Source organism: Reinekea marinisedimentorum (assembly GCF_004341165.1).
Taxonomy (GTDB): Bacteria; Pseudomonadota; Gammaproteobacteria; order Pseudomonadales; family Natronospirillaceae; genus Reinekea; species Reinekea marinisedimentorum.
This window is the reverse complement of sequence record NZ_SLZR01000001.1, coordinates 189,364-210,726: the sequence shown is the minus strand read 5'-3', so window position 1 is coordinate 210,726 and position 21,363 is coordinate 189,364. Positions and strand designations below refer to the sequence as shown.

The 21,363-nt window shown below is 49.4% G+C and carries 20 protein-coding genes; 6 read left to right on the top strand and 14 right to left on the bottom strand.

Translation table 11 applies throughout. From position 1 onward, the window contains the following. Window positions 1–41 precede the first annotated feature (41 nt). The 4 genes from BCF53_RS01070 to BCF53_RS01055 form a co-directional block, all read right to left on the bottom strand. Entirely contained in the window at window positions 42–3,107 is a 3,066-nt protein-coding gene (locus BCF53_RS01070; protein WP_132698993.1) for a beta-galactosidase, read from the bottom strand. Between the two features lie 153 nt (window positions 3,108–3,260). Next, entirely contained in the window at window positions 3,261–4,250 is a 990-nt protein-coding gene (locus BCF53_RS01065; protein WP_132698991.1) for a potassium channel beta subunit family protein, read from the bottom strand. A 30-nt stretch (window positions 4,251–4,280) separates the two neighbouring features. Continuing rightward, complete coding sequence (locus BCF53_RS01060) at window positions 4,281–4,757, bottom strand: divergent PAP2 family protein (RefSeq protein WP_132698989.1); 477 nt, start codon at window positions 4,755–4,757, stop codon at window positions 4,281–4,283. A gap of 43 nt (window positions 4,758–4,800) precedes the next feature. Then, window positions 4,801–5,427, bottom strand: a complete 627-nt coding sequence (locus tag BCF53_RS01055; RefSeq protein ID WP_132698987.1) for a LysE family translocator — start codon at window positions 5,425–5,427, stop codon at window positions 4,801–4,803. Window positions 5,428–5,596: 169 nt separating this feature from the next. On the opposite strand from BCF53_RS01055, the gene BCF53_RS01050 reads away from it, so the two are divergent. Continuing rightward, complete coding sequence (locus tag BCF53_RS01050; RefSeq protein WP_132698985.1) at window positions 5,597–6,253, top strand: outer membrane beta-barrel protein; 657 nt, start codon at window positions 5,597–5,599, stop codon at window positions 6,251–6,253. A 51-nt stretch (window positions 6,254–6,304) separates the two neighbouring features. Here BCF53_RS01050 and BCF53_RS01045 read toward each other — a convergent pair whose 3' ends face one another. From BCF53_RS01045 to bamJ, 3 genes are all read right to left on the bottom strand, one after another. After that, the gene (locus BCF53_RS01045; protein ID WP_132698983.1) at window positions 6,305–6,937 is read right to left on the bottom strand and encodes a UPF0149 family protein; all 633 of its coding nucleotides are present in this window, start codon (window positions 6,935–6,937) and stop codon (window positions 6,305–6,307) included. A 33-nt stretch (window positions 6,938–6,970) separates the two neighbouring features. Further along, on the bottom strand, window positions 6,971–7,363 hold the full coding sequence (locus BCF53_RS01040) for a translation initiation factor Sui1 (RefSeq protein ID WP_132698981.1): 393 nt from the start codon (window positions 7,361–7,363) through the stop codon (window positions 6,971–6,973). A 75-nt stretch (window positions 7,364–7,438) separates the two neighbouring features. Further along, the gene (gene bamJ, locus BCF53_RS01035) at window positions 7,439–8,059 is read right to left on the bottom strand and encodes a BamJ family beta-barrel-assembly machinery protein (RefSeq protein WP_132698979.1); all 621 of its coding nucleotides are present in this window, start codon (window positions 8,057–8,059) and stop codon (window positions 7,439–7,441) included. Between the two features lie 269 nt (window positions 8,060–8,328). Here bamJ and BCF53_RS19505 point away from each other — a divergent pair, with 269 nt between their 5' ends. Further along, window positions 8,329–8,451 carry a hypothetical protein gene (locus BCF53_RS19505; RefSeq protein WP_279389120.1) on the top strand — a complete coding sequence of 41 codons (123 nt, stop codon included), beginning with the start codon at window positions 8,329–8,331 and terminating at the stop codon, window positions 8,449–8,451. Between the two features lie 5 nt (window positions 8,452–8,456). Here BCF53_RS19505 and BCF53_RS01030 read toward each other — a convergent pair whose 3' ends face one another. Continuing rightward, complete coding sequence (locus BCF53_RS01030; protein WP_132698977.1) at window positions 8,457–9,446, bottom strand: NAD(P)/FAD-dependent oxidoreductase; 990 nt, start codon at window positions 9,444–9,446, stop codon at window positions 8,457–8,459. A gap of 129 nt (window positions 9,447–9,575) precedes the next feature. Here BCF53_RS01030 and ribA point away from each other — a divergent pair, with 129 nt between their 5' ends. After that, window positions 9,576–10,187 (top strand): GTP cyclohydrolase II, encoded by a 612-nt coding sequence (ribA, locus tag BCF53_RS01025; protein ID WP_132698975.1) that lies wholly within the window; start codon window positions 9,576–9,578, stop codon window positions 10,185–10,187. 178 nt (window positions 10,188–10,365) lie between these two features. Beyond that, on the top strand, window positions 10,366–11,274 hold the full coding sequence (locus tag BCF53_RS01020) for an alpha/beta fold hydrolase (RefSeq protein WP_132698973.1): 909 nt from the start codon (window positions 10,366–10,368) through the stop codon (window positions 11,272–11,274). Here the strand turns inward: BCF53_RS01020 and BCF53_RS01015 are convergent. The 6 genes from BCF53_RS01015 to BCF53_RS00990 all read right to left on the bottom strand — a co-directional run bounded on the left by BCF53_RS01015 (window position 11,267) and on the right by BCF53_RS00990 (window position 18,559). After that, window positions 11,267–11,674 (bottom strand): (deoxy)nucleoside triphosphate pyrophosphohydrolase, encoded by a 408-nt coding sequence (locus BCF53_RS01015; RefSeq protein ID WP_132698971.1) that lies wholly within the window; start codon window positions 11,672–11,674, stop codon window positions 11,267–11,269. The two genes, BCF53_RS01020 and BCF53_RS01015, sit on opposite strands and share 8 nt — an antisense overlap. 2 nt (window positions 11,675–11,676) lie before the next feature. Beyond that, on the bottom strand, window positions 11,677–13,035 hold the full coding sequence (gene mnmE / locus BCF53_RS01010) for a tRNA uridine-5-carboxymethylaminomethyl(34) synthesis GTPase MnmE (protein WP_132698969.1): 1,359 nt from the start codon (window positions 13,033–13,035) through the stop codon (window positions 11,677–11,679). Between the two features lie 125 nt (window positions 13,036–13,160). After that, window positions 13,161–14,837, bottom strand: a complete 1,677-nt coding sequence (yidC, locus tag BCF53_RS01005; RefSeq protein WP_132698967.1) for a membrane protein insertase YidC — start codon at window positions 14,835–14,837, stop codon at window positions 13,161–13,163. A 142-nt stretch (window positions 14,838–14,979) separates the two neighbouring features. After that, window positions 14,980–15,357: a ribonuclease P protein component gene (gene rnpA / locus BCF53_RS01000; RefSeq protein WP_132698965.1), complete on the bottom strand. Its 378-nt coding sequence runs from the start codon at window positions 15,355–15,357 to the stop codon at window positions 14,980–14,982. Window positions 15,358–15,383: 26 nt separating this feature from the next. Further along, window positions 15,384–15,518 (bottom strand): 50S ribosomal protein L34, encoded by a 135-nt coding sequence (gene rpmH / locus BCF53_RS00995; protein ID WP_083779514.1) that lies wholly within the window; start codon window positions 15,516–15,518, stop codon window positions 15,384–15,386. Between the two features lie 431 nt (window positions 15,519–15,949). Next, window positions 15,950–18,559, bottom strand: coding sequence for a sensor domain-containing diguanylate cyclase (locus tag BCF53_RS00990; protein ID WP_132698963.1), 2,610 nt, complete (start codon window positions 18,557–18,559; stop codon window positions 15,950–15,952). Between the two features lie 185 nt (window positions 18,560–18,744). On the opposite strand from BCF53_RS00990, the gene dnaA reads away from it, so the two are divergent. Together dnaA and dnaN are read left to right on the top strand one after the other, a co-directional pair. Further along, entirely contained in the window at window positions 18,745–20,226 is a 1,482-nt protein-coding gene (dnaA, locus tag BCF53_RS00985) for a chromosomal replication initiator protein DnaA (RefSeq protein ID WP_424511398.1), read from the top strand. 26 nt (window positions 20,227–20,252) lie between these two features. Next, window positions 20,253–21,359 carry a DNA polymerase III subunit beta gene (gene dnaN, locus BCF53_RS00980; RefSeq protein ID WP_132699464.1) on the top strand — a complete coding sequence of 369 codons (1,107 nt, stop codon included), beginning with the start codon at window positions 20,253–20,255 and terminating at the stop codon, window positions 21,357–21,359. Window positions 21,360–21,363: the final 4 nt, after the last annotated feature.

Genomic DNA, 21,363 nt, shown 5'->3' with positions numbered 1-21,363 from the left:
TCGAAGAAACCGGCCAATTTCATGGCCGGTTTTTTTTTGTGCTACAGAAAGTTAAGCAGGTAGTGATAGCCCGGCTGATTGAGCTGGAATTCCGGATGCACACTCGGGCTCCAGGAGTCATCGCCACCCACGCCCATGTGGCCATAATCCAGCCGCAAGTAGAGGCAATCGTCAGCAACCAGCTCATGGGTATGCCGCACGCTGGCCAGATGCTGCTGATGATATCGACTGACAGAAAAAGCAAAGTTACTGGCCTCAACCGTCAGATCACCCAGCGACAGCGTTCGGCAATCACAGCGCAGGCCACTTTCAGTCGGGAAAATATAAGGGGTGAACAGCTCATCGACCTCAGCACGGTACTTACCAAGCAGAGCAGCGGTCTTGCGATCCGGATAATTCTCCATTGGGCCACGTCCGTACCAGCTGATCGGCTGACCGCCATCCGGCAGCGCCATCTCGATGCCCACCCTGGCCAGTGGCGGTAGCCCCTTCGCAGGGTCAACATCCACCCTGAGCTGCCAATGGCCATCGGCAAACAGGCGATACTGCCAGTGCGTCTCGATAACGGCGTTGCCGTTGCCGATATAGCGGCGCGTCACCTGTACCAGAACCTGACTGGACATTTCGACCAGCTCAAAACCAATGAGCTGTGGCTTCAGGTTATCCAGGCCAGCCTGTTGCCAGCGGTGAACCCAGGAGTTCGGGTCCATCTGCGTTGCTTCACTGACGCCAATGTCATTATCCACCGGTGCACGCCAGAAATTATCCACCGGCGGCGCTGCCAGCTGGGCGTTACCGTCTTTGTACCACTGAATCAGATCACCGGTGGCTTCATCGAACACCCACGAGCAATGCTCTGCCTGCACGCGGATATGCTCTGCGCGTTCAACACTGAGGCTGCCAGAAGCAGTTTGCTGAGTTATCGGTAGCGCAGCCTTCATGGCTAGTGCGAATTGCGCCTGCGCCATCAGGTGGCCGGCCTCAGCCCAGCGCTGCTCGGCTCCGGTCACAACACTCAGGGTCAGTAAGTATTCTTTACCGGCTTTGGCTTCAGGCACTTGCTCCGCCAACATCAGCTGTTGGGTTTCGCCCGGTTTCAGGTGCAGTGCCTGAGCGCCACTGAGAATCACCTCGCCATCTTCCAATACAGACCAGTTCAACTGCTCATGGTCTGTGGTGCGGAACAGAAATTCACTGCTGACCTTCACCGCCAGATGAGCACCGGTTACCTGCTCAAACTGAATATGCTGCTGGCAAAATTTGGCTTCAAAGGCGGTCGGGTGCGGCGTTCTGTCCGGGAAGATCAGGCCATTGATGCAGAACTGACGGTCATTAGGCTGATCACCATAGTCGCCGCCATAGGCATAATAGTCGGTGCCGTTTTCATCCTGCCGGAGCAGACCCTGATCGACCCAATCCCAGATAAAGCCGCCCTGCAAACGCGGGTACTGGCGAAATGCCTGCCAGTACTTATCAAAACTGCCCAGGCTGTTGCCCATGGCATGAGCATACTCACAGAGGATCAACGGCCGATCCTCTCCCGGCATACCGACCCACTTCTTGATGGCCCACTTAGGGGTCGCCGGGAAGGGCTGATCCTGATCGACGCGCGAATACATCGGGCAGATGATATCCGTCGCATCGGTATTGGAACCGCCGCCTTCATATTGCACCGGTCGCGTCGGGTCCATCTGTTTAGCCCACTGATACATGGCGTGATGGTTTTTACCGATGCCAGATTCATTGCCCAGCGACCAGATGATCACCGAGGGGTGATTGCGGTCGCGCAGCACCAAGCGCATCATCCGTTCCATATAGGCGTTCATCCACTGCGGATCTTCCGACAGCCGTGAACAGGGCCAGATACCGTGCGTTTCCAGGTTCGCTTCATCGACCACATAGAGGCCATACTGGTCACAGAGCTCGTAGAAGGCCGGGTGATTCGGGTAGTGAGCGGTGCGCACGGCATTGAAGTTAAACTGCTTGAGTAAGCGGATATCTGCTTCCATGCCGGCCTTATCGATCGCATGGGCTGTTTTCGGGTCATGCTCATGGCGGTTAACGCCGCGAATCAGCAGCGGCTGACCGTTAACGCAAAGCTGGCCCTGTTTGATTTCGACCACCCGGAAACCCACCTGCGTGCGCTCGGCATCGAGCACTTTACCCTGTTCATCCAACAGGCTCAGTACCAGCTGATAGAGGTTAGGCGTTTCGTCGGTCCATTTTTTCGGGTTTTCAATGGCGATACGATGCTGGGCAATCTCCGGATAACCACCGTGTTCATCGACCGTTTCCGAACCGGCGGAGACCTGCTGCGAAGCAACCAATGCATCCCCGTCATAGAGCTCTGCCAGCACCGTAACGGCAGATTCAGGCAAGCGGCTTAAGCGGGTGTCTATCGCCAGAACCGCATCACGATAGCAGGCATCGAGCTGAGTCTGCAGGCTGTAATCAGCGATCGCCAGCTGCGGCTTTATCAACAGCGACACATCTCTGAACAGTCCGCTCAGCCACCACATGTCCTGATCTTCCAGGTAGCTGCCATCGCTCCAGCGCAGCACGATGACGGTAATCTGGTTCTCGCCTTCGGCAACAAACGGTGACAGATCAAACTCTGCCGGCAATCGACTGTCTTTGCTCAGGCCAACGTATTGACCATTACAGTAGAGATACAGCATAGAGCTGGCGCCATCAAAAATGATGCGCGTCTGTTGAGCGATGTCATCCGCTGAAAGCTGAAAGTGGCAGCGGTAAACACCGGTCGGGTTCTCCGCCGGAACAAACGGCGGGTTCACCTCAAAGGGGTAGATCACATTGGTATAGATAGGGCGATCAAAGCCCTGTAATTGCCAGTTAGCCGGCACCTTGATGCGATCCGGAAACTCAAAATTGTTATCCACAATGGCATCCGGCACCTGCTCGGGCTGATCAAAGAAAGCAAAAGACCAGTCGCCATTTAACAGTCGACGGTTTGACGAACGCCCGTGTAATGCATCACTGGCAGATGAGTAGCCTGCCAGCGGCGCGTGCGCCGGCAAGCGATTTTGTTGCACCACGGAGGGGTTCTCCCAGTGACGCAGCGGAATGAGTTGGCTGAACGGCATCATAGTTTGTCTCTTCTTATTGTTTTGGTAACGTTTTCAAAAACACAGAAAGCATAGCGAAGCCGCTGGCCAGACTCAAAGCCTTTCACAAATATTATGACTTCTGAAAGATCAGGAAAGGTGAGCAGCCCACCGGCATGGCTCACCCGCGACGGGCTACCAGCGTTGCGGTGCCGCCGGCTTATTGCCGACAATGGCTTCAATTTCCTGCATAACATCGTCGGTCAGTTTCGGAACCGCAGTCAGCGACTCGAGGTTATCTTCCAGTTGACTCAGACGTGAAGCGCCGAGTATGACGGTGCTGACGTTAGGGTTCTTCAAGCACCAGGCAATCGCCAGATGCGGCATTGAAACTCCCAGCTTTTTACTCAGCGGCAGCAGCTTTTTGATGACTTCTAGTTTTTGCTTACCGTTTTCGGTTTCCCAAAGTTCACGCAGCCATTCATAACCCGGCAGTGCAAGGCGGCTGCCCTCCGGTATACCTTCCGCGTACTTACCGGTCAGTAAGCCCGAGGCCAGTGGTGACCAGATGGTGGTGCCCATGCCATAGTTTTCATAGAGCGGCAGGAACTCAGCTTCGACCTTATCGCGGTGCAGCAGGTTGTATTGAGGTTGCTCCATGGTTGGCGGGGTCAGGCCAAATTCGCGCGCAGCCAGGTGCGCCTCGGTAATCTGCTGGGCAGACCATTCTGATGTTCCCCAATAGAGCACCTTACCCTGCTGAATCAGGTTGTGCATGGCACGCACGGTTTCAGCGACCGGGGTATCGATATCCGGGCGGTGACAGTAAAACAGATCGAGATAATCCACCTTCAGTCGGCCGAGCGCTGCATCGCAGGCGTCGCGTACATGTTTGGCGCTGAGGCCACGCTGTGTGGGTTGGTCTCCGCCCCAGAACACCTTGGAGGAAACAATGAAGGAATCCCGCGGTAAGCCGAGTGAGGCGATGGCTTCGCCCATAATCTTCTCAGATTCTCCGGCTTCATAGCCTTCGGCGTTATCAAAGAAGTTCACCCCGGCATCATAGGCTGTTTTCAACAGGGTTTTAGCATCACGCATATTCACCTGTTTACCAAAGGTAACCCAGGAACCCAAAGACAGTGCACTGACCTGAAGCCCGGAACGGCCTAAACGACGATACTCCATGAAACTTACCTCGGTTGTTATTGGTGAGGCTTAAGCATAGAACAGATGATAAAAGGCGACAGCGATCAAGCCACCAAAGGTAAGGCCGGCGAAGACTTCTTCCAGGCTGTGACCGATGCGTTCACGGAAGCGCTGCATCACCAGGCGACCACGGTCGGGGCGGTTTTCGCGCGCCAGCTCACTGAGAATGCGCAGCTCCTCAACGACGACATTCAGCGCAGCCGCATGTCTGCCGGCGGCCAGGCGCACCCCCATCGCATCGTATGCAACCACGCCGGTAAAGACGGCCGACATCGCAAACAGGCTGGAGCCAAAGCCCTCATGAAGGCCAATAGCAATGGTCAAGGCAGATACCGTTGACGAATGGCTGCTGGGCATACCACCCGAGGCAAAGATCACCTCCGGGCTCAGGCTTTTCTTGCTGATACCCTGAATCAGGGCTTTGGCAAACTGCGCACTCAGGTTACCGGCAATTGCCGCTAACAAAGGGAATGAAAAAACTTCCATTGATTTAGAAAACCTTCCTTAAATTTCCAGCATTAAAACATATTTAACCCAGCGCCAACCAAACCCCAACGGCGGCCATCAGACTGCCGGCAATGCGATTCAGCAGCCGCACATTCGATGATTTCTGCAATATTCGGTTCAGGGAATGGCCACCGGTGGCGTATGTCATCAGGGCAATCCATTCAATAAACAGGATTATAACCACCAGCACCAACAACTGCGGCGCCAGCGGTAAGGATTCATCAATAAAGGGCGGCAACAGCACCATAAAGAACGCCCAGCCCTTCGGATTAGCAATGGCCGTAACAAACCCCTGCACGAACAGCGCGCTTCTGGATGCTCTGCCACGCTCGCCTTCAACGCGATCGGGAATAGCCATCTTACCCCGTGAGCGCCACATCTGATAACCCAGCCACAGCAAATACAAACCACCCAGCCATTTAAACACCGTAAACGCCCAAGGTACCTGCATAAGAATAGCCGCTACACCAACCACCGTTGACACAGCAACCAGACCCACCGCCAGCAGTTCGCCAATCATCATCCAAAGGGTGCGGCGCACGCCAATGGTGATGCCCAGGGTCATAGAAAGCGTCATGCACATACCCGGGGTAAAGGAGACGAATAAGAAGGTCGGTATAAAAGCAGCGAGCAGTGTCATATTAAGCATGAATCTTTCCTTGTTCAGACCGAAGGGCAGCGAAGTATATCAGCAGTTCCAGGCTTATTAACGGCCCGCCGTCTGCACTTTTCACTCGGCAAATGGCCGTACAGGGGCGCATTGAGCCCCCCTGGTGGGATAAGATTACGCTTATATAACGATTTTTGGGAGATCAAACATGCAAACCGGACTCAAGTTTTGCCTCAGTACCATCGCACTCAGCAGCCTTTCTGCGGTGACCCTTGCCGATATCGGTGCGCTGGATAAATACGAATGCCACGACGACCACGAAACCGGTGAGTATCACTGTCACGGTCCGGAAAAACTGGCCAAACTGGGTGGCGTTATCATCGGAGCAGACAGCCGCTTTCAGGCTTGGTCGACAGACGACGATCTGTACCTGTTTCTCGGTTTCGGTATCAATGCGGAATACAACCACAACTGGTTTGCCGCCACCGGCAGCTATTTCTTTATGCCTCTGGTGACCAGCATTGATGAAGAAAATGTCGATTTTGACGATACCGTGTATCAATCCGGTTTTGAGCTGGGCGTAAAAGCCGGGCCCGGGGTCGGTCGTTACGGTTCAAAATCTTACCTGATGGCGGGCTGGTCGGTTTCTGAAATTACCGATTCCGGCGACTCTGCCAATAACGGAGAACTATCCGGCTACTATGTTGGCGCCGGCTTTGGTTATAACTCCGATACCTTAACCTTCGATTTGGCCGCTACCTATCGCGACCCTTCAACCATTAAAGATTATCTGGAAGACCTGGGTAATTTCGACGGTGATGTCTTTGCTTATGATGTAAGAGCATCGCTGGGTTGGCGGTTTTAAGGCCTCAGAGGGACACTCTTCAATAGAAATGGCGGTTTAACCGCCATGCATTCAGTGTGATGTTTGCCGGCTGGCAGCAACGGCCATACCCAACCGCACATGCAAATCGGCGGCTTTTGGCAGGTTAGCCAAAATCTGCTCCGCCAGTTGATCCGGGCGCAGCTTCAGGTTTTTATCACTGATGTATTTTTTTGCATTGTCTGTACTGGTAAAGAAAGTCAGCGCAAACACCTGTGTATCAAGCTCTTGGCGCAACTCTTCCGGCGTCATCGCCGACCAGAGCGAATTTACCCGGCTGTAACCACGCTCATAGCCATGGCTGAAACTGTTCAGAACACTGCCGGCAGTGATGGCCTTCAGCGGGTCGGTTTCGTCCGGCAAGGCGTACTTCTGCTGTTCCATGCGTGCCTTGCTGTGCAGCTGATAGGAAATCAGCATGTTTACTGAATCCCCCGGCTGCTCATCCGGCAGTTGAATCAGCGGCAGCAAATCGCCCAGCCATTCTGTCGGTGAAATAACCGCCGGTGCGCTGTTAATGGCAAACAAATAGCCATCGATGGTTTCCAGAGCAGGGTAGAGCTCCGTTGCAGCAATGCGGTCTTGCTGTTTCAGTTCAGCAAAACGTTGTGTAAGCCCGTCCAGCGCCTGGCGATAGCTGAGGCTTTTTACCCAAGGGTCAGACATAGATTTCCCTAGAAATATGATTGATAAAACGTATCAGCCACCGGCTTTCTTAACCTGGTAGCCTTTTTCAGACAGTATTTTAAACAGCAAATCACGGCAATCGCCCTGAATCTCTATAACACCGTCTTTCACCGTACCGCCGGTACCGGCTTTGGTTTTCAGTTCTTTAGCCAGAACTTTGAGATCATCCGGAGCCAGCAATACACCTTCAACCAGCGTAACGCCTTTACCCTTTCGACCTTTGGTTTCTCGCTTCAGCCGGACAATACCATCGCCTTCAGGCACTGCCGCTTGCCGGCAGATACAGTCATCAACAGGCTGATCGCACTGCGGGCAGATTCGGCCCTGTTCGGTACTGTATACACGGGAGCTATTGCTGAATAGGGAGTCCAGGCCAGCCAGGCCATTCACTTTTTTCTGAGCCATGCTTGATCAGTCGTCCTAATGCGTCAGGATGAGACGGGCTCACCGGCACGGCCGAATGAACCCCGGGTGCTGAACTTAAACGATATCCAGCAATTCCACTTCAAATACCAGCGCCTGGTAAGGACCAATCGCACCACCGGCACCCTGAGCGCCGTACGCCAGGTTATGAGGGATATACAGCTTCCACTTGTCGCCGGGAACCATCAGCTGTAACGCTTCTGTCCAGCCAGGGATGACACCGTTCACTGCAAATTCAATCGGCTGACCACGTTCAACAGAGCTGTCGAACACCTGACCGTTAATCAACGTACCGTGGTAGTGAGTTTTAACCGTGGAGTTGATTGCCGGCTTCTTACCTGCAGCATCACCGGAAGCAATCACTTCGTATTGCAGACCGGATTCAGTGGTCACAACACCGTCACGCTTGGCGTTTTCTTCCAGGAAGGCCTGACCTTCACCAGCCAGTTCTTTTTCTTTTTCAGCTTGAGCCGCTGCCAGACGCTCACGGATCACTTCGTAAGCCTGTTGCATATCCATTGGGTTAATCGGGTCTGCAACCTGATTGAAGGCATCCATAACACCTTCAGTTACCGCTTCAATACTCAGGCCTTCGAAAGGCTGTTGAAGAAGCTGGTTACCCATCTGGCGACCAATTCCGTAGCTGACTCGTAATTCCGGGGTATCGTATTTAGACATAAAAATCCTGTTTCAGGCTGGTATTAATTTGGCCGCGAAGTGTAACACATCCTGCCGGGCGTGCATTTTTCAGCCTTGCAACCCGCTGTACCGTCAATGCCTGGTTAGAGTACAAATCTAAACATTTTTAGCCCAGCGGCAGAGCGTTGCGCTCTGTGGCTTCCGGTGGTGATTGTCAATTAGACCCGATAATCGGGACGATCATTATTTGACCAACACCCGCCTTTCATTAGACTTTAGTCGAATACAGTACACCGCAGGATTAATCGATGAACCGTCTACCCACCGGTCGGCCCGACGATAAACAACATTCAAAAACCACAATCTTTCTGGGTGTTGCTCAGGGCCTGATGCTAACCCTTTGCCTGTTCCTGCTGTTCATGACGGCCTGATAGATTTAAAACTCTCCGCTGTGGATAACTTCTTTTGCCAGACGCTGGGCACTCAGCCAGGCATCCTCCAGCCGTGTTCCCATAGTCCAGTCACCGGCAATGCCGATTCTCTGCTGCTTATCCCACAGTGACATCGCCTTCGACGCTGCACTGTTCATCGCATACAACCAGCAATGGCTGTAGGCATCTTTCACCGGCGGTAAGGCTTGCGTGGCGATCTGGCCAAGAAAGTTGAGCGACTGATTGATCACCAGATCTTCTGTCGCCTGAAGGTGATTGCTGGTCCAGGAAGCTGAAAAATGCACCACCCAGGTCTCAAGCGCTGAATTCCGCTGTGGCTTGCTGCTGTCCCTGGCAACCCAACTGACAATGCCGTTGTTGCAGAACACAGCATTAACATCGATTGCCAGCGCTGCATCAAAAGTAATCGCACAGCTCCAGCAGGGCTTCATAACCGTATGACGCGCTGAATAGCCCAGATGATGGGAAGGTGGCAACAAGGCCATGGTTTGTGCCATTGGCGCGGTAATAAGTACGGCATCGAAAAAGCCGAAGTGTTCGCCGTTGGCATCCCACAGACGCCATTTCCCGTTGTGCCGGTCCAACCGGTCAATCCGGGTTTGGGTATACACCTGAATGTCATCGTCCAGCGGCTCGATCAAGGACGTCATCGCCGGCGTACCGACATAGCGGACCACCGATTTTTTAGAACTCTGTTTCAGCTCTTCCGATTCGTAAATCCAGGGCTCTACCGGCCAAACCTGGGCCAGGCCATGCGCTTGCCATTGATCCACCTGCTGTTGAAACTCTTCAGTTTTTGCCGTGAAATACTGAGTGCCGATATCAGCCTGCCATTGATCGGCAATATGTGAGGCTAAGCGTCCGCCGCATTCATCGTTTTTTTCAAATATTGCGACAAGATGGCCGGCACCCTTTAAAGAATTCGCTAAAGTTGTACCTGCCAGACCGCCGCCAATTACTGCAAATTCAGCCATCGAAATTGCCCGCCTGCTTCGTATCGACTATTTCATTGCTGTTAGTAAAGCAAATAAAGTGATAATTCTCTGGTGAAATTACTTTAAACTTAAACTCCTGAACTTACCGTTATTCAATATGGAAACAGTATGACCGCAGAAAAACGGGCCAGTGTTACCGTTCCGGTGCCCAATATCGACAAACCTGTAAACACGCGTTTTATCAGCTTCAATGGTCTGTCAGACGATAAAGAACACATTGCTATCATTTACGGTGAACCTGAAAAACAGCCGTCACCTCTGGTGCGTATCCACTCGGAATGCCTGACCGGAGATGTCTTTGGGTCACTGCGCTGCGATTGTGGCGAGCAGCTGCATGAAGCCCAGCGGCGAATGGCAGAAGAGGGTGGCGTCATCCTGTATCTGCGACAGGAAGGCCGGGGTATTGGTCTGTACAACAAACTGGATGCCTACGTTTTACAGGATAAAGGCATCGATACCTATGAAGCGAATGCGCTGCTTGGCTTCGATCATGACCTGCGCGACTTTACCCCCGCCATTGAGATGCTCAAAGCACTAAAAATATCCACAATTCGGCTGCTCACCAATAACCCTCATAAAACCAAAGAGCTGAACCAAGCTGGCATCACCGTGACGGAATGTGTAAACACCGGTGTATATGTGAATAAGTTCAACAGCAACTACCTGAAGGCCAAAGTAGAGCAACAGCAGCATAAAATTATTATCGATAAAAACGATTAAAATACGCTATTTTGCAGATAAATGCGTCTAATTGAAGATAAAGTAAAAACTTGGTTAAACAGCATTTTAATCCGGCTGGTTTATACAATGACTGGATAAGCTGTGAATATCCTTTTAACAAGGCGTGAAATAGCTGTATTTAGCCTGTACATTAATTTAAATCTATACAGAGAACCGCATGCAATATCTTGAAGAATTCCTGCTTGCCGACGATGGTCATGAAATACCGGTTCGTGTCTGGCGGCCGAAGCGAGTCAACCAGATTCTGGTTATCGTTCATGGCATGGCAGAATACAGCGAACGCTATGCACCGATGGCAGACTGGCTGACCGAACAGGATATTGCCGTGGTGACCCTGAACCTGCGCGGGCACGGTATGGATTGTGAGGAACAGGAACTCGGATTCTTTGCCGAAACCGATGGCTGGCAGCGCGTCGTTAAAGATATCCACAAGACGCTTGAATTCACCCGTGAAGAACTGCCCGAGGCGCCCATCACGCTGCTCGGCCACAGCATGGGCTCGTTCCTGGTACAGAACTATATTCAGACCCATCACACCGAGCTCAATCAGGTCATCCTCTGCGGCAGCAACCGCGTGGATAAACCTAAACTGTTCGTTTCCCAGCTGTTGATTAAGCTGTTAATAACTTTTAAGGGAAAGACCTCGACCAGCAAATTGGTCGATTGGCTCAGCTTTGGCAGCTTCAACCGTAAATTTAAACCCAACCGTACCGACTATGACTGGCTCAGCCGTGACCCGGAACAGGTAGAAGCCTACACGCTGGATCCGTTTTGCGGCTTTTCATGCACACTGTCATTCTGGAATGATTTCATCGGTGGAATGCGGGCTATCAACCTAAGTCTGTGGCCCAAACAATTAAAGATACACCTGTTATCAGGCTCAGATGATCCGGTAGGTGAGTTTGGTCGTGGAGTTTCGATACTGGCGGAACAGATTAAAAAGCAGGGTTTAAACCTGCAGACCTTTAAGGTTTACCCACAGGCGCGGCATGAATTGGTGAATGAAATCAATGCTGTGGATATCTGGCAGGATATCCGTGATCTGGTGATTAACGAATCTATTTAGTGGTCCGTGAATCACTGGCCAAATAGTCCAGGATTGGCAGATCCGCCGGTGCCCACTTCAGCTCTCTCAGGCGTGCAACCGGCAACCAACAGGTTTCATCATGGTCGCTGCAGGTAAGCTCTCCGGTAAGCCAGGCAACCCGGTATACATAAAGCCTGATGAGTTTATCCGGGTATTGATGCGTAGTGGTCATCAAGTACTTCTCCACCTTTGCTTCAATACCCAGCTCTTCTTTCAGTTCACGCTGCAGGCAGCCGACAAACGACTCACTGGGCTCAATTTTGCCACCGGGAAACTCCCAGAAACCGGCTAAATCCTTATGAGCAGCCCGCCGCGCACAAAAGACCTTGTTATCGCGCTCAATAACCGCTGCGGTGACATCATAAGCAGGTAGCGCCATGGTTATTTCCCTATGCAAAAACTGCCGAATATACGGCCAAGTAAGTCATCCGAGCTGAATTCACCGGTTATCTCATTCAGGGCATTCTGAGCCGCCCTTAAATCTTCTGCCAGAAGCTCACCGGCGGCATTTTCTGTCAATTGCGTAAGACCATTGCTCAATGCCGATTCCGCCACAGTTAAGGCATCCAAATGGCGCTTACGGGCGATAAAGCCGGATTCATGCAGGCCTTCAAAGCCCATAATCTGCTTAAGGTGAGCCTTCAGTTCATCAATACCCAGGCGGTTCTTAGCGGAAATTCGGATGACCGGAGTCCCCTGTTCTGCAATACCCGGAGATTCATTTGACAGGTCAATCTTGTTGCGCACCACCGTGATCTTAGCGTGATCCGGCAGGCGGTGGACAAAATCGGGCCATATCTTTGCAGGGTCCGTTTCTGCATTTTCGCTGCCATCGACCAGAAACAGGATACGATCAGCGGTTTCGATTTCTTCCCAGGCACGCTCAACACCAATCTTTTCCACAGCATCCGGTGCGTCACGCAGGCCGGCGGTATCGATCAGGTGCAATGGCATACCGTCGATGTGGATATGTTCTTTGAGCACATCCCGTGTGGTACCGGCAATATCGGTAACGATGGCCCGCTCATGGCCCGCCAGGGCATTCAACAGGCTGGACTTACCGGCATTGGGGCGTCCAGCAATAACAACACGCATCCCTTCACGCATGAGCTGGCCCTGATTAGCCGTGGCTTTTACCTTCTGCAGTTGAGCAGCAACGGCTTTCAGATCGGCCTCAACCTTACCATCGGAGAGAAAATCGATCTCTTCCTCCGGAAAATCGATGGCAGCTTCGACATAGATCCGTAACTGAATCAGTTTATCCACAAGGTCATGCACATTATTGGAGAAGTCGCCCTTCATGGAGCGAACCGCCGAGCGGGCCGCCTCTTTAGAGCTGGCATCGATCAGATCGGCGATCGCCTCAGCCTGAGTTAAATCCATCTTATCGTTAAGGAAGGCGCGTTCAGAAAATTCCCCGGGCCTTGCAACCCGGCAACCCAGCCCGGTGATTTGATCCATCAGCATCTGCAGGATAACAGGACCACCATGACCCTGAAATTCAACGACATCTTCACCGGTAAAGGAGTTTGGCCCCGGAAAATACAGCGCGATACCTTCGTCAATTAAACCGGCATCCGCATCATAAAAGCCACCATAGTGGGCATAGCGGGGTTTAGGGTCCAACTGCAGAATCTTGCGGGCGACATCCTGCGCAGCAGGCCCGGAAACACGAATAATACCCACACCTCCGCGGCCGGGTGCGGTTGCCACCGCGACGATCGTATCCTTGGAAATCAATGAACCACCTTAAGCCTCGATAGATAAAGGCTCACTTTGAGTTATTTAATACTTATCTACAAGCGAATTTTAGACATAAAAAAAGCAGACAAAGCCTGCTTTTTCTTTCACGTAAGGGCAGTCGCTTAACTGCTGGCCTTAGCCTGTTCTTTCTCTTTTGCTTCAGACCGCTCAATACCCTTGTTCACAATGAACTGCTGGGTAATGGTAATCAGGTTGTTGGACAACCAGTACAGGGTCAGACCCGCCGGGAACCACAGGAACATGAAGGTAAACATGACCGGCATGAACTTCATGATCTTAGCCTGCATTGGGTCCATCGTTGGCTGCTGTTGCATTTGCATCTGGAAGAACATGGATGCACCCATCAACAGCGGCAATACAAAGAATGGGTCTTTAACAGACAGGTCAACAATCCAGAAAATGAAAGGGGACTGACGCAATTCAACCGATTCCATCAGTGTCCAGTACAGCGCAATAAACACCGGCATTTGCAGCAACATTGGCAAGCAGCCACCCAGTGGATTCAGCTTCTCTTTCTGATAAAGCTTCATCATTTCCTGGCTCATGCGCTGGCGGTCGTCGCCAAACTGGGCTTTCAGTTCCTGAATCTTAGGCGTGAATTTCTTCATCTTGGCCATAGAGCGGTATGAAGAAGCCGTTAACGGGTACAGACACATCTTAACGGTCAAAGTCAGCAGAACAATCGCCCAACCCCAGTTACCCACGATGCCGTGGATAAACTTAAGCAGCCAGAACAATGGCTGTGCCACCCACCACAACATGCCGAAATCAACTGTCTTTTCCAGGTTTTCGGCCAGCGCGCTCAGTGCTTCCTGGTCTTTAGGGCCAACATACAGCTGGCTGGCAATAGTCGCTTCCTCACCCGGGCCTACCGTTACCGTAGGTGATTGATAGCCGGCATAGTAATAGCCGCTACCGCCTTTCTGACCATAAAAGCTGTTCTGATCATTGGCCGGTGGTACCCATGCCGACAGGAAGTAGTGCTGAATGATCGCTACCCAACCACCAACGCTGCTTTCGGCAAAGTTTTCATCGTCTAAATCTTTAAACGAAACCTTTTCATAGGAATGCTCAGATGTAGAGAAGGTTGTGCCCAGGTAAGACCGTTTACCCACACCGCCACTGCTGCTGTCATCTTTTGAAGAATCGCGCTTCAGCTGTGCAAACAGGTTAGTACGCAGTGTTTCACTGCTGTTGTTGACGAGTTCGAAGCGAACATCAATTACATAACTGTCGCGGGTAAAGCTGAATACTTTATTGACCACCAGGCCATTATCAGCGCTGTAGGTGAGCACAACATCCAGGGAATCTTCAGATTCAGCCAGGTTGTATTGCTGCTGGCTGGCGCTATACAGAGCGCGTCCACCCTGGTCTATGCCGTTTTCACCAACAAGGCCACTCTGTGCAATGTAGGTTCGGGCCTGGGTCTCCAGAATCTTAAAGGGTACGTCCGGGGTCGCCAGCGCATTCGGATACTTCGGCAGTGAAGCCAGGGTGATATCACCACCATTGAGATCAATTTCAACATTGAAAGTATCGGTGTTTACAGAGATCAGCTGGGATGTAGCGGAGTCTGTATCGCTGGTGGGCGCTGCAGACGCTGAATTTCCTTGCGGAACCTCACTGGCCACAGAGCTGCTGCCAGCCTCTATAGCTGAAACAGCTTCAACAGACGATTCCACAGGGGTCGTAGAGGAGTAATCTTTCGACCATTGCAAAATCATGATGTAAGACACAATCGCCAGGCCGGCAATTAGAGAAATTCGACGTACGTCCATAAATTATTTCCAGTTAATTGGATAACGAAAATACCCGATGGCAGATCGTTTTTTTTAATACAAAAAAGCGCGGAAATGGTACCTGTCGATGCCACTTTTGGCCAGCGATAATCCGGTCTGGAAGACGATATTCCGATATAGATCAGTTATTTATCGTTGTAAGCTTAGAAGCCCGTTTAGCCAGTTTATTAAACTGCTTTTTCAGCATGGAACGAACTTCATCATTAGACAGCTGATCAACACCTTTGCGCGCCATTATGATGATATCCATATTGGGAAGAGTGTGCCGATTGAGCCGGTAATAATCTTTGGTAATGCGTTTAATGCGGTTACGCTGGACAGCAAACCGGATATTTTTCTTGGAAAAGATAAAACCCAGGCGAGGGTGACCCAGATTATTGACTCTTGCCAGCAGTAAGGTGTGTTCACTGGGGGCTTTGACATCGACTTTATTAAAAACCGTCTGGTAATCCCGGGCGTTTAATAAACGTAATTCTTTAGGATAACCAAACGGTTTCAAAGACACTGCTACAAATTCTCAGTGAATTAAGCACTTAGAGAAGCACGACCGCGAGCGCGACGACGAGCTAATACTTTACGACCATTTTTTGTAGCCATGCGTGAACGGAAGCCGTGACTACGCTTGCGCTTTAGATTACTTGGTTGAAATGTACGTTTCATTTTCAGATCTCTGTTCAGTTGTCGCCTTAATACTAATCAAGGCTGATTACGAAATAAGGTTAACAAACCCTACCCCATGAAATTTGGACGGCGCAGTCTAATGAATAATCGATGTGAAATCAATGACGTTTTTTTAATCAATCTTTTTCTCTTTGAATAAAATAATTAAGAAAGATTTATATATTTTTTTTCTTGTATTTAGTTATTTTTATTAGTCAGGCCTATTTCTGTGTGTAACAACAAAAAAACCTTATAAAACAATAGTTTACGTGATTTATAACTTCCGAATAATTAGGGTATATCCTGAGTTTAAGCCCTTGATTAGTGGTGGATAAAAGCCTTACTTATCCACATTTATTTATCCAAGTTTCAATCAACAGGGTTAATCACAGGTATATACAATAGTTATTAACAGTTAATTTCCGGGTTGCTTATAAACTTTGATAGCTCACCACCCGGTTACGCCCGGTTTGCTTGGCGGTATAGAGCGATTTGTCTGCAGCGGCAAGCCATCTGCTGAGTGAGGAGATACGTTCGGACAGCCCGCAAACGCCGATACTTACGGTAATGCTGATTTCAATTGCATTGCTTTGGAATGGAGGGGTGTATCGCATAGTGGACGTTGCGATTGATTTACGGATTTTTTCGGCCAGTTTGACTGCTGTGGATTCTTCGCTGTTGGGCGCAAGTATCAAAAACTCTTCTCCGCCAAATCTGCCAAAGATGTCTGAGTCTCTTAATTGTTCCTTAACAGTGAATGAAAAGCATTGGAGAGCATAGTCACCTGCGTCATGGCCCAAGCGATCGTTTACAGCTTTAAAGTGGTCGATATCCAGAATTAATACAGATGCTGAGGATTGGTAACGGGCATGGCGTTTCCATTCATTTGTTAACTGGATCATTAATGACCGACGATTTGCAATGCTGGTTAGTTCATCCGTCAGGGCCAGGGAAGAGAGCTTCTCCTCCAGTTGTTTCTGTTCGGTAATATTCTGGATAAATCCAAGAATAGAGGTAATTGAGTTGTCTTCATATTGAGCAGTACCGGCTATTCTTAGCCAGTTGCCCGGATCGTTTGCAGCGGTCGACAGCTGGACCTGTATGTCGAACTCAGTACCAAACCTGATTGCCTGTTCCAGTGTTGTGGCAATAGTCTCTCTGTGAGGTTCTGCAAACAGGCTCTGGATGTCCGCAAAATCTATCATTGTTTTATCAGGGTTTGGCTGTAAAACCTGTTCACGAAAGTGTTCATTGGTGATGACAAACTCTGCCTTATTAACATCGTATAAAAAACCGGAAAATGAAGCGATGGTGCCTGCGGTTGCTAGTATGTTGTTAAGCTGGGCTGAATATTTTTCTATTTCTTTCTGTTTGGTTAGGTCTTTGCCAATGCCGAGATAGCCAATGATTTTTTCTTTATCATTGAAGATTGCGGTAACAGATAGGGATACAGGAAAAGTTTTTCCATACTTGGTTATGTAGGTCCATTCCCGTTCATCAACGATCCCTAATTTTGGTTTAAAAATTAGCGTTTCAATGCCAGCGGTAATTTTCTGTTTATAATTTTTTTCAAGCTCTGATGAGTAGTCGATTATCTCTTCTTTTAAATGAAAAATATCTGATTTTAACTGGCCAATCAGTTCATCCGGTTTATAACCGAGAAGCTTTTCTGCCATGTTGTTGAAGTGAGTGATCGTACCGTCTGGTGTTGTTGCAATAATAGAAAAATTTGCAGAGTTTAATATTGTTTTTTGAAAAGCAATGGTTCGGTTTAATTCGTAATCTTGCTTTACTCGTTGACTGATATTCTGGCAGCTTCCAAGTACCCATAAGCCCTGTTTTTTACCTGTAAACTGTAGCCATAGCGTGGGTGATGAAGTTGTTTTAACAATCAATTCAAAGTGACTTTTCTCTGATAAACCGAAGACTGAATTTTTAAATTTTTCAAAGTCATTTTTGCTAAAAATATTTTTAAAAATAGTCCAGCTGATGGTTTGGTTTAAACCTATTGAAAATAGATTTTTGAAGTTTTCAGTCGTCATCCATTGATCAGTTTTCGGGTTGTATCTGAAACTTCCGGAACCAGAAAGTTTTTCGGCTTCCTGCAGTTGAACTTGTGTATCTATTTCATGAGTTATTTCATGGTAAAGACCAATAAAGCCTTCTATTTTTCCAAGTAAATTTTTTACCGGTGAAATGGTGGCATCAATCCAGAAAATTTCGCCGTTTTTCTTTCGGTTGCAAATTCTGCCCTGCCAAATAGCACCTTGAGTAATCTGATACCAAAGTTCCGCGAAGAAATTATTCGGATGATAATCGCTGTTAAAAATACGGTGGGTATTGCCCAGGACTTCCTCCCGGCTGTAGTCCGATACAGTCAGAAAGTTGTCATTGATATCGGTAATAACACCATTAACGTCAGTGCTGGAGATTAAACTGAATTTATTCAGGCTGGTATGGATTGCCTTCAGGTTAGCCGTTTGCTCATCGAGTGCCCGGGAGGTTTCAACCAGCTTCCGGTACTGAGAAATTTTCTCCTCCGCAGCCATGGAACGACCGAATTGATCCGCCAGTAAACTGGCAAACAGCATGTCATCTTCGTTCCAGACTTTTGTACTGCCAATATGTTCACAACAAACCACGCCCACTGTTTTGCCATTAATTCTAATGGGGGCATCCAGCATAGAGTGGATATTCAGTACATCCAGATAACCATGGCGGAATTCAGAGGTCAGGGGGTTAGTCGCGGCATTATTGGCGTTGATAAGGATTTCCTCATCCAGGGCGTTAAAGTAGGCCGGGTATTGCGTTCGGGTAATTTCTGTCGTGCTATCTCTTGTTTGGTGATGCCTGTCGATGATCAGGCAGGCCTTTAACGTGGCCCTGTGGTGATCTTTGTAAATCCAGATGCCTGCCCGTTTTATTTCCAGTCCTGAAATGAGAGAAGTTACGATCAGCTCTGCCGATTCGGTCAGTTCCCCGGCATCTATGGTTTCGCTGGTCATTATCGTATGGATTAACTGATATTGAAGTGGGGTCATACATTGTTCAGACAGAGTTGTTTACATAAGCGTAGTGGATCTGGGTTTAATTGCATTTTTTGGAGGTTTTTACGCAGTGGTGGTGGTGGATCAGGGTGGAATAGCAGCAGAGGCTCAGTTAAAATGTCTGGCCGTTTTATTGGCTTTTCGGAGTCCCAGTGCAGGACGCTTTGTGGCAACAATGCTTGGAACAGTTACGTTCTGAGTTACCTTCTCATCAATTCAATACCTGGCTTAGACCCTTAAGTGTGGATGCCGATGCCAATGGTCTGGTATTGCTTGCGCCCAATCGTTTTATCGCTAACTGGGTAAAGGATAAGTATCGCAAAAGAATTGAAACCGTTGCTGAGCAGTTCGGTTACCAGGACACTATTGCAATTGAAATTATCTCCGGCAAACCCCGACGTGCAGCACGCACGGTTGAAGCACCGAAAAGAACCGCGGCTGCAAAACCTGCAGAAGTGGTCACTGCTCAAACACGCTCGGTTGCCGTTAATTCTCCGCGGCACAGAGATCTGTTCGATACACCTTCGGCGAATGAAGGTGCGGTTGCAAATCAGCCAGTCATTGACGATGTCCCTCAAGCAAAGCCTAAAGATGTTTCCGTTGTACAAACAACAGGCTCTAAACGTGGCCGCAATAAGGTGCAAAGTTACCTTAATCCAACCTTCACCTTTAAATCTTTTGTAGAGGGTAAATCCAACCAGCTGGCTTTAGCGGCCAGCCAACAGGTTGCAGAGAATAGCGGTGGGGCCTATAACCCGTTGTTTATCTATGGTGGTGTCGGCTTGGGTAAAACTCACTTAATGCAGGCTATCGGTAATGAAATAGTTGAACAGAATCCGTCGGCAAAGGTGGTGTATCTGCATTCTGAGCGTTTTGTTGCCGATATGGTGAAAGCTCTGCAATTAAACGCCATCGCCGAGTTTAAAAAGTTCTACCGCTCGCTGGATGCCTTGTTGATCGATGATATTCAGTTCTTTGCTAAGAAAGACCGCTCCCAGGAAGAATTCTTTCATACCTTTAACGCGTTGTTGGAAGGCAATCAGCAGGTTATTTTAACGTGTGACCGTTTTCCGAAGGAAATTGACGGCCTGGAAGACCGGTTGAAGTCTCGCTTCGGTTGGGGACTGACTGTTTCAGTAGAGCCGCCAGACCTGGAAACACGGGTTGCTATTCTGATGAAGAAGGCAGAGCAGGCAAAAATTAATTTGCCAGCAGACGCGGCCTTTTTTATTGCGCAAAGAATTCGTTCCAATGTGCGAGAACTGGAAGGCGCATTGAAGCGGGTAATAGCAAACTCGCAGTTTACCGGGTCTGCTATTAATACTTCGTTTGTTAAGGAATCACTTAAAGATTTGCTTGCTTTGCAAGATAAACAAGTGAGTATTGAAAATATTCAGCGTACAGTAGCCGAATATTTTAAAATTAAGATTTCAGATTTATACAGCAAGCGCAGAAGCCGCAGTATTGCGCGACCAAGACAGGTCGCGATGGCATTATCAAAAGAATTGACGCAGCACAGTCTGCCGGAAATTGGTGATGCTTTTGGCGGCCGGGACCATACCACTGTCCTGCATGCTTGCAGAAAAGTTAAAGAGCTTCGCGAAACCAATCAGGATATTCGTGAAGACTACAGTAATTTGTTAAGAACCCTGACCACCTGATAACACCGGATGGAATACTTTATATGATTCACTTTTCACTAGCTCGTGAGCAACTTATCAAACCATTGCAATTGGTTAGCGGTGTAGTTGAGAAACGACAAACTCTGCCAGTTTTGTCTAATGTACTTCTGGAAGTAGAAGCAACAGAACTGCTGTTAACCGGCACTGATTTGGAAGTTGAGTTAGTAGGTCGGGTGACGCTTTCAGAGCCGGCTGAGGCCGGAGCTATAACGGTACCCGCAAAGAAGTTTCTGGATATCGTTCGTTCGCTTCCGGATGATTCAATTATTACCGTTAAGCAGGATTCAGAGCGCGTTATTGTCAGCAGTGGCAGAAGCAAGTTCACCTTAACGTCTTTGCCGGCCGTTGAGTTTCCGAGTATCGAAAAGAGCTCGGATCACGAAGAATATTCCATTCCTCAGGCGCAGTTCGGTCATCTGATCAATGCGACCAGCTTTGCTATGGCGCAGCAGGATGTCCGTTACTATCTGAATGGTATGTCGCTCGAATTAAGTCCGGGTATGGTTCGTACCGTTGCTACCGATGGCCATCGACTGGCCATGAGTTCGCGCCAGGTTGAGGGGCTTAATACTGCTGAGAAGAAGCAGGTTATTGTTCCGCGTAAAGGTATTCTGGAACTGAACCGTTTGCTGACCGGCGGCGAAGAAACGATTCAAATCTACCTTGGCTCTACTCACTTAAGAGCCACAACCAGTGACTTTAGTTTTACCACCAAACTGGTCGACGGTAAGTTCCCGGATTACGAGCGTGTAATTCCGCGCGGAGGTGATAAAGAAGTCGTGGGTGATCGCCAAACGCTGAAGTCTATCTTCAGCAGAGCCGCCATCCTTTCCAATGAAAAGTATCGTGGCGTACGGCTGATTCTTTCCTCCGGTAATTTGATTGTTAAAGCCAATAACCCGGAGCAGGAAGAAGCAGAAGTAACGGTAGAGGTAGATTACGAAGGGCCAGAGCTGGAAGTTGGCTTTAACGTTAACTACCTGCTGGACGTACTGAACGTGATCTCTGGTGAACAGGTTAAATTCATCTTGTCAGATGCTAATTCAAGCGCACTGATAACGGACTTTGATGACGACGCCACCGCCTTTGTTGTTATGCCGATGCGTCTGTAATTAG

What these genes read in the sequence shown, in the direction of transcription:
- BCF53_RS19505 (WP_279389120.1), top strand. Translation starts at nt 8,329, where the DNA reads ATGAACCGTCTACCCACCGGTCGGCCCGACGATAAACAACATTCAAAA.
- BCF53_RS00990 (WP_132698963.1), bottom strand. Translation starts at nt 18,559, where the DNA reads ATGACCCCACTTCAATATCAGTTAATCCATACGATAATGACCAGCGAA.
- BCF53_RS01045 (WP_132698983.1), bottom strand. Translation starts at nt 6,937, where the DNA reads ATGTCTGACCCTTGGGTAAAAAGCCTCAGCTATCGCCAGGCGCTGGAC.
- BCF53_RS01070 (WP_132698993.1), bottom strand. Translation starts at nt 3,107, where the DNA reads ATGATGCCGTTCAGCCAACTCATTCCGCTGCGTCACTGGGAGAACCCC.
- BCF53_RS01040 (WP_132698981.1), bottom strand. Translation starts at nt 7,363, where the DNA reads ATGGCTCAGAAAAAAGTGAATGGCCTGGCTGGCCTGGACTCCCTATTC.
- BCF53_RS01030 (WP_132698977.1), bottom strand. Translation starts at nt 9,446, where the DNA reads ATGGCTGAATTTGCAGTAATTGGCGGCGGTCTGGCAGGTACAACTTTA.
- BCF53_RS01050 (WP_132698985.1), top strand. Translation starts at nt 5,597, where the DNA reads ATGCAAACCGGACTCAAGTTTTGCCTCAGTACCATCGCACTCAGCAGC.
- ribA (WP_132698975.1), top strand. Translation starts at nt 9,576, where the DNA reads ATGACCGCAGAAAAACGGGCCAGTGTTACCGTTCCGGTGCCCAATATC.
- rpmH (WP_083779514.1), bottom strand. Translation starts at nt 15,518, where the DNA reads ATGAAACGTACATTTCAACCAAGTAATCTAAAGCGCAAGCGTAGTCAC.
- BCF53_RS01020 (WP_132698973.1), top strand. Translation starts at nt 10,366, where the DNA reads ATGCAATATCTTGAAGAATTCCTGCTTGCCGACGATGGTCATGAAATA.
- bamJ (WP_132698979.1), bottom strand. Translation starts at nt 8,059, where the DNA reads ATGTCTAAATACGATACCCCGGAATTACGAGTCAGCTACGGAATTGGT.
- BCF53_RS01015 (WP_132698971.1), bottom strand. Translation starts at nt 11,674, where the DNA reads ATGGCGCTACCTGCTTATGATGTCACCGCAGCGGTTATTGAGCGCGAT.
- BCF53_RS01055 (WP_132698987.1), bottom strand. Translation starts at nt 5,427, where the DNA reads ATGCTTAATATGACACTGCTCGCTGCTTTTATACCGACCTTCTTATTC.
- yidC (WP_132698967.1), bottom strand. Translation starts at nt 14,837, where the DNA reads ATGGACGTACGTCGAATTTCTCTAATTGCCGGCCTGGCGATTGTGTCT.
- BCF53_RS01065 (WP_132698991.1), bottom strand. Translation starts at nt 4,250, where the DNA reads ATGGAGTATCGTCGTTTAGGCCGTTCCGGGCTTCAGGTCAGTGCACTG.
- BCF53_RS01060 (WP_132698989.1), bottom strand. Translation starts at nt 4,757, where the DNA reads ATGGAAGTTTTTTCATTCCCTTTGTTAGCGGCAATTGCCGGTAACCTG.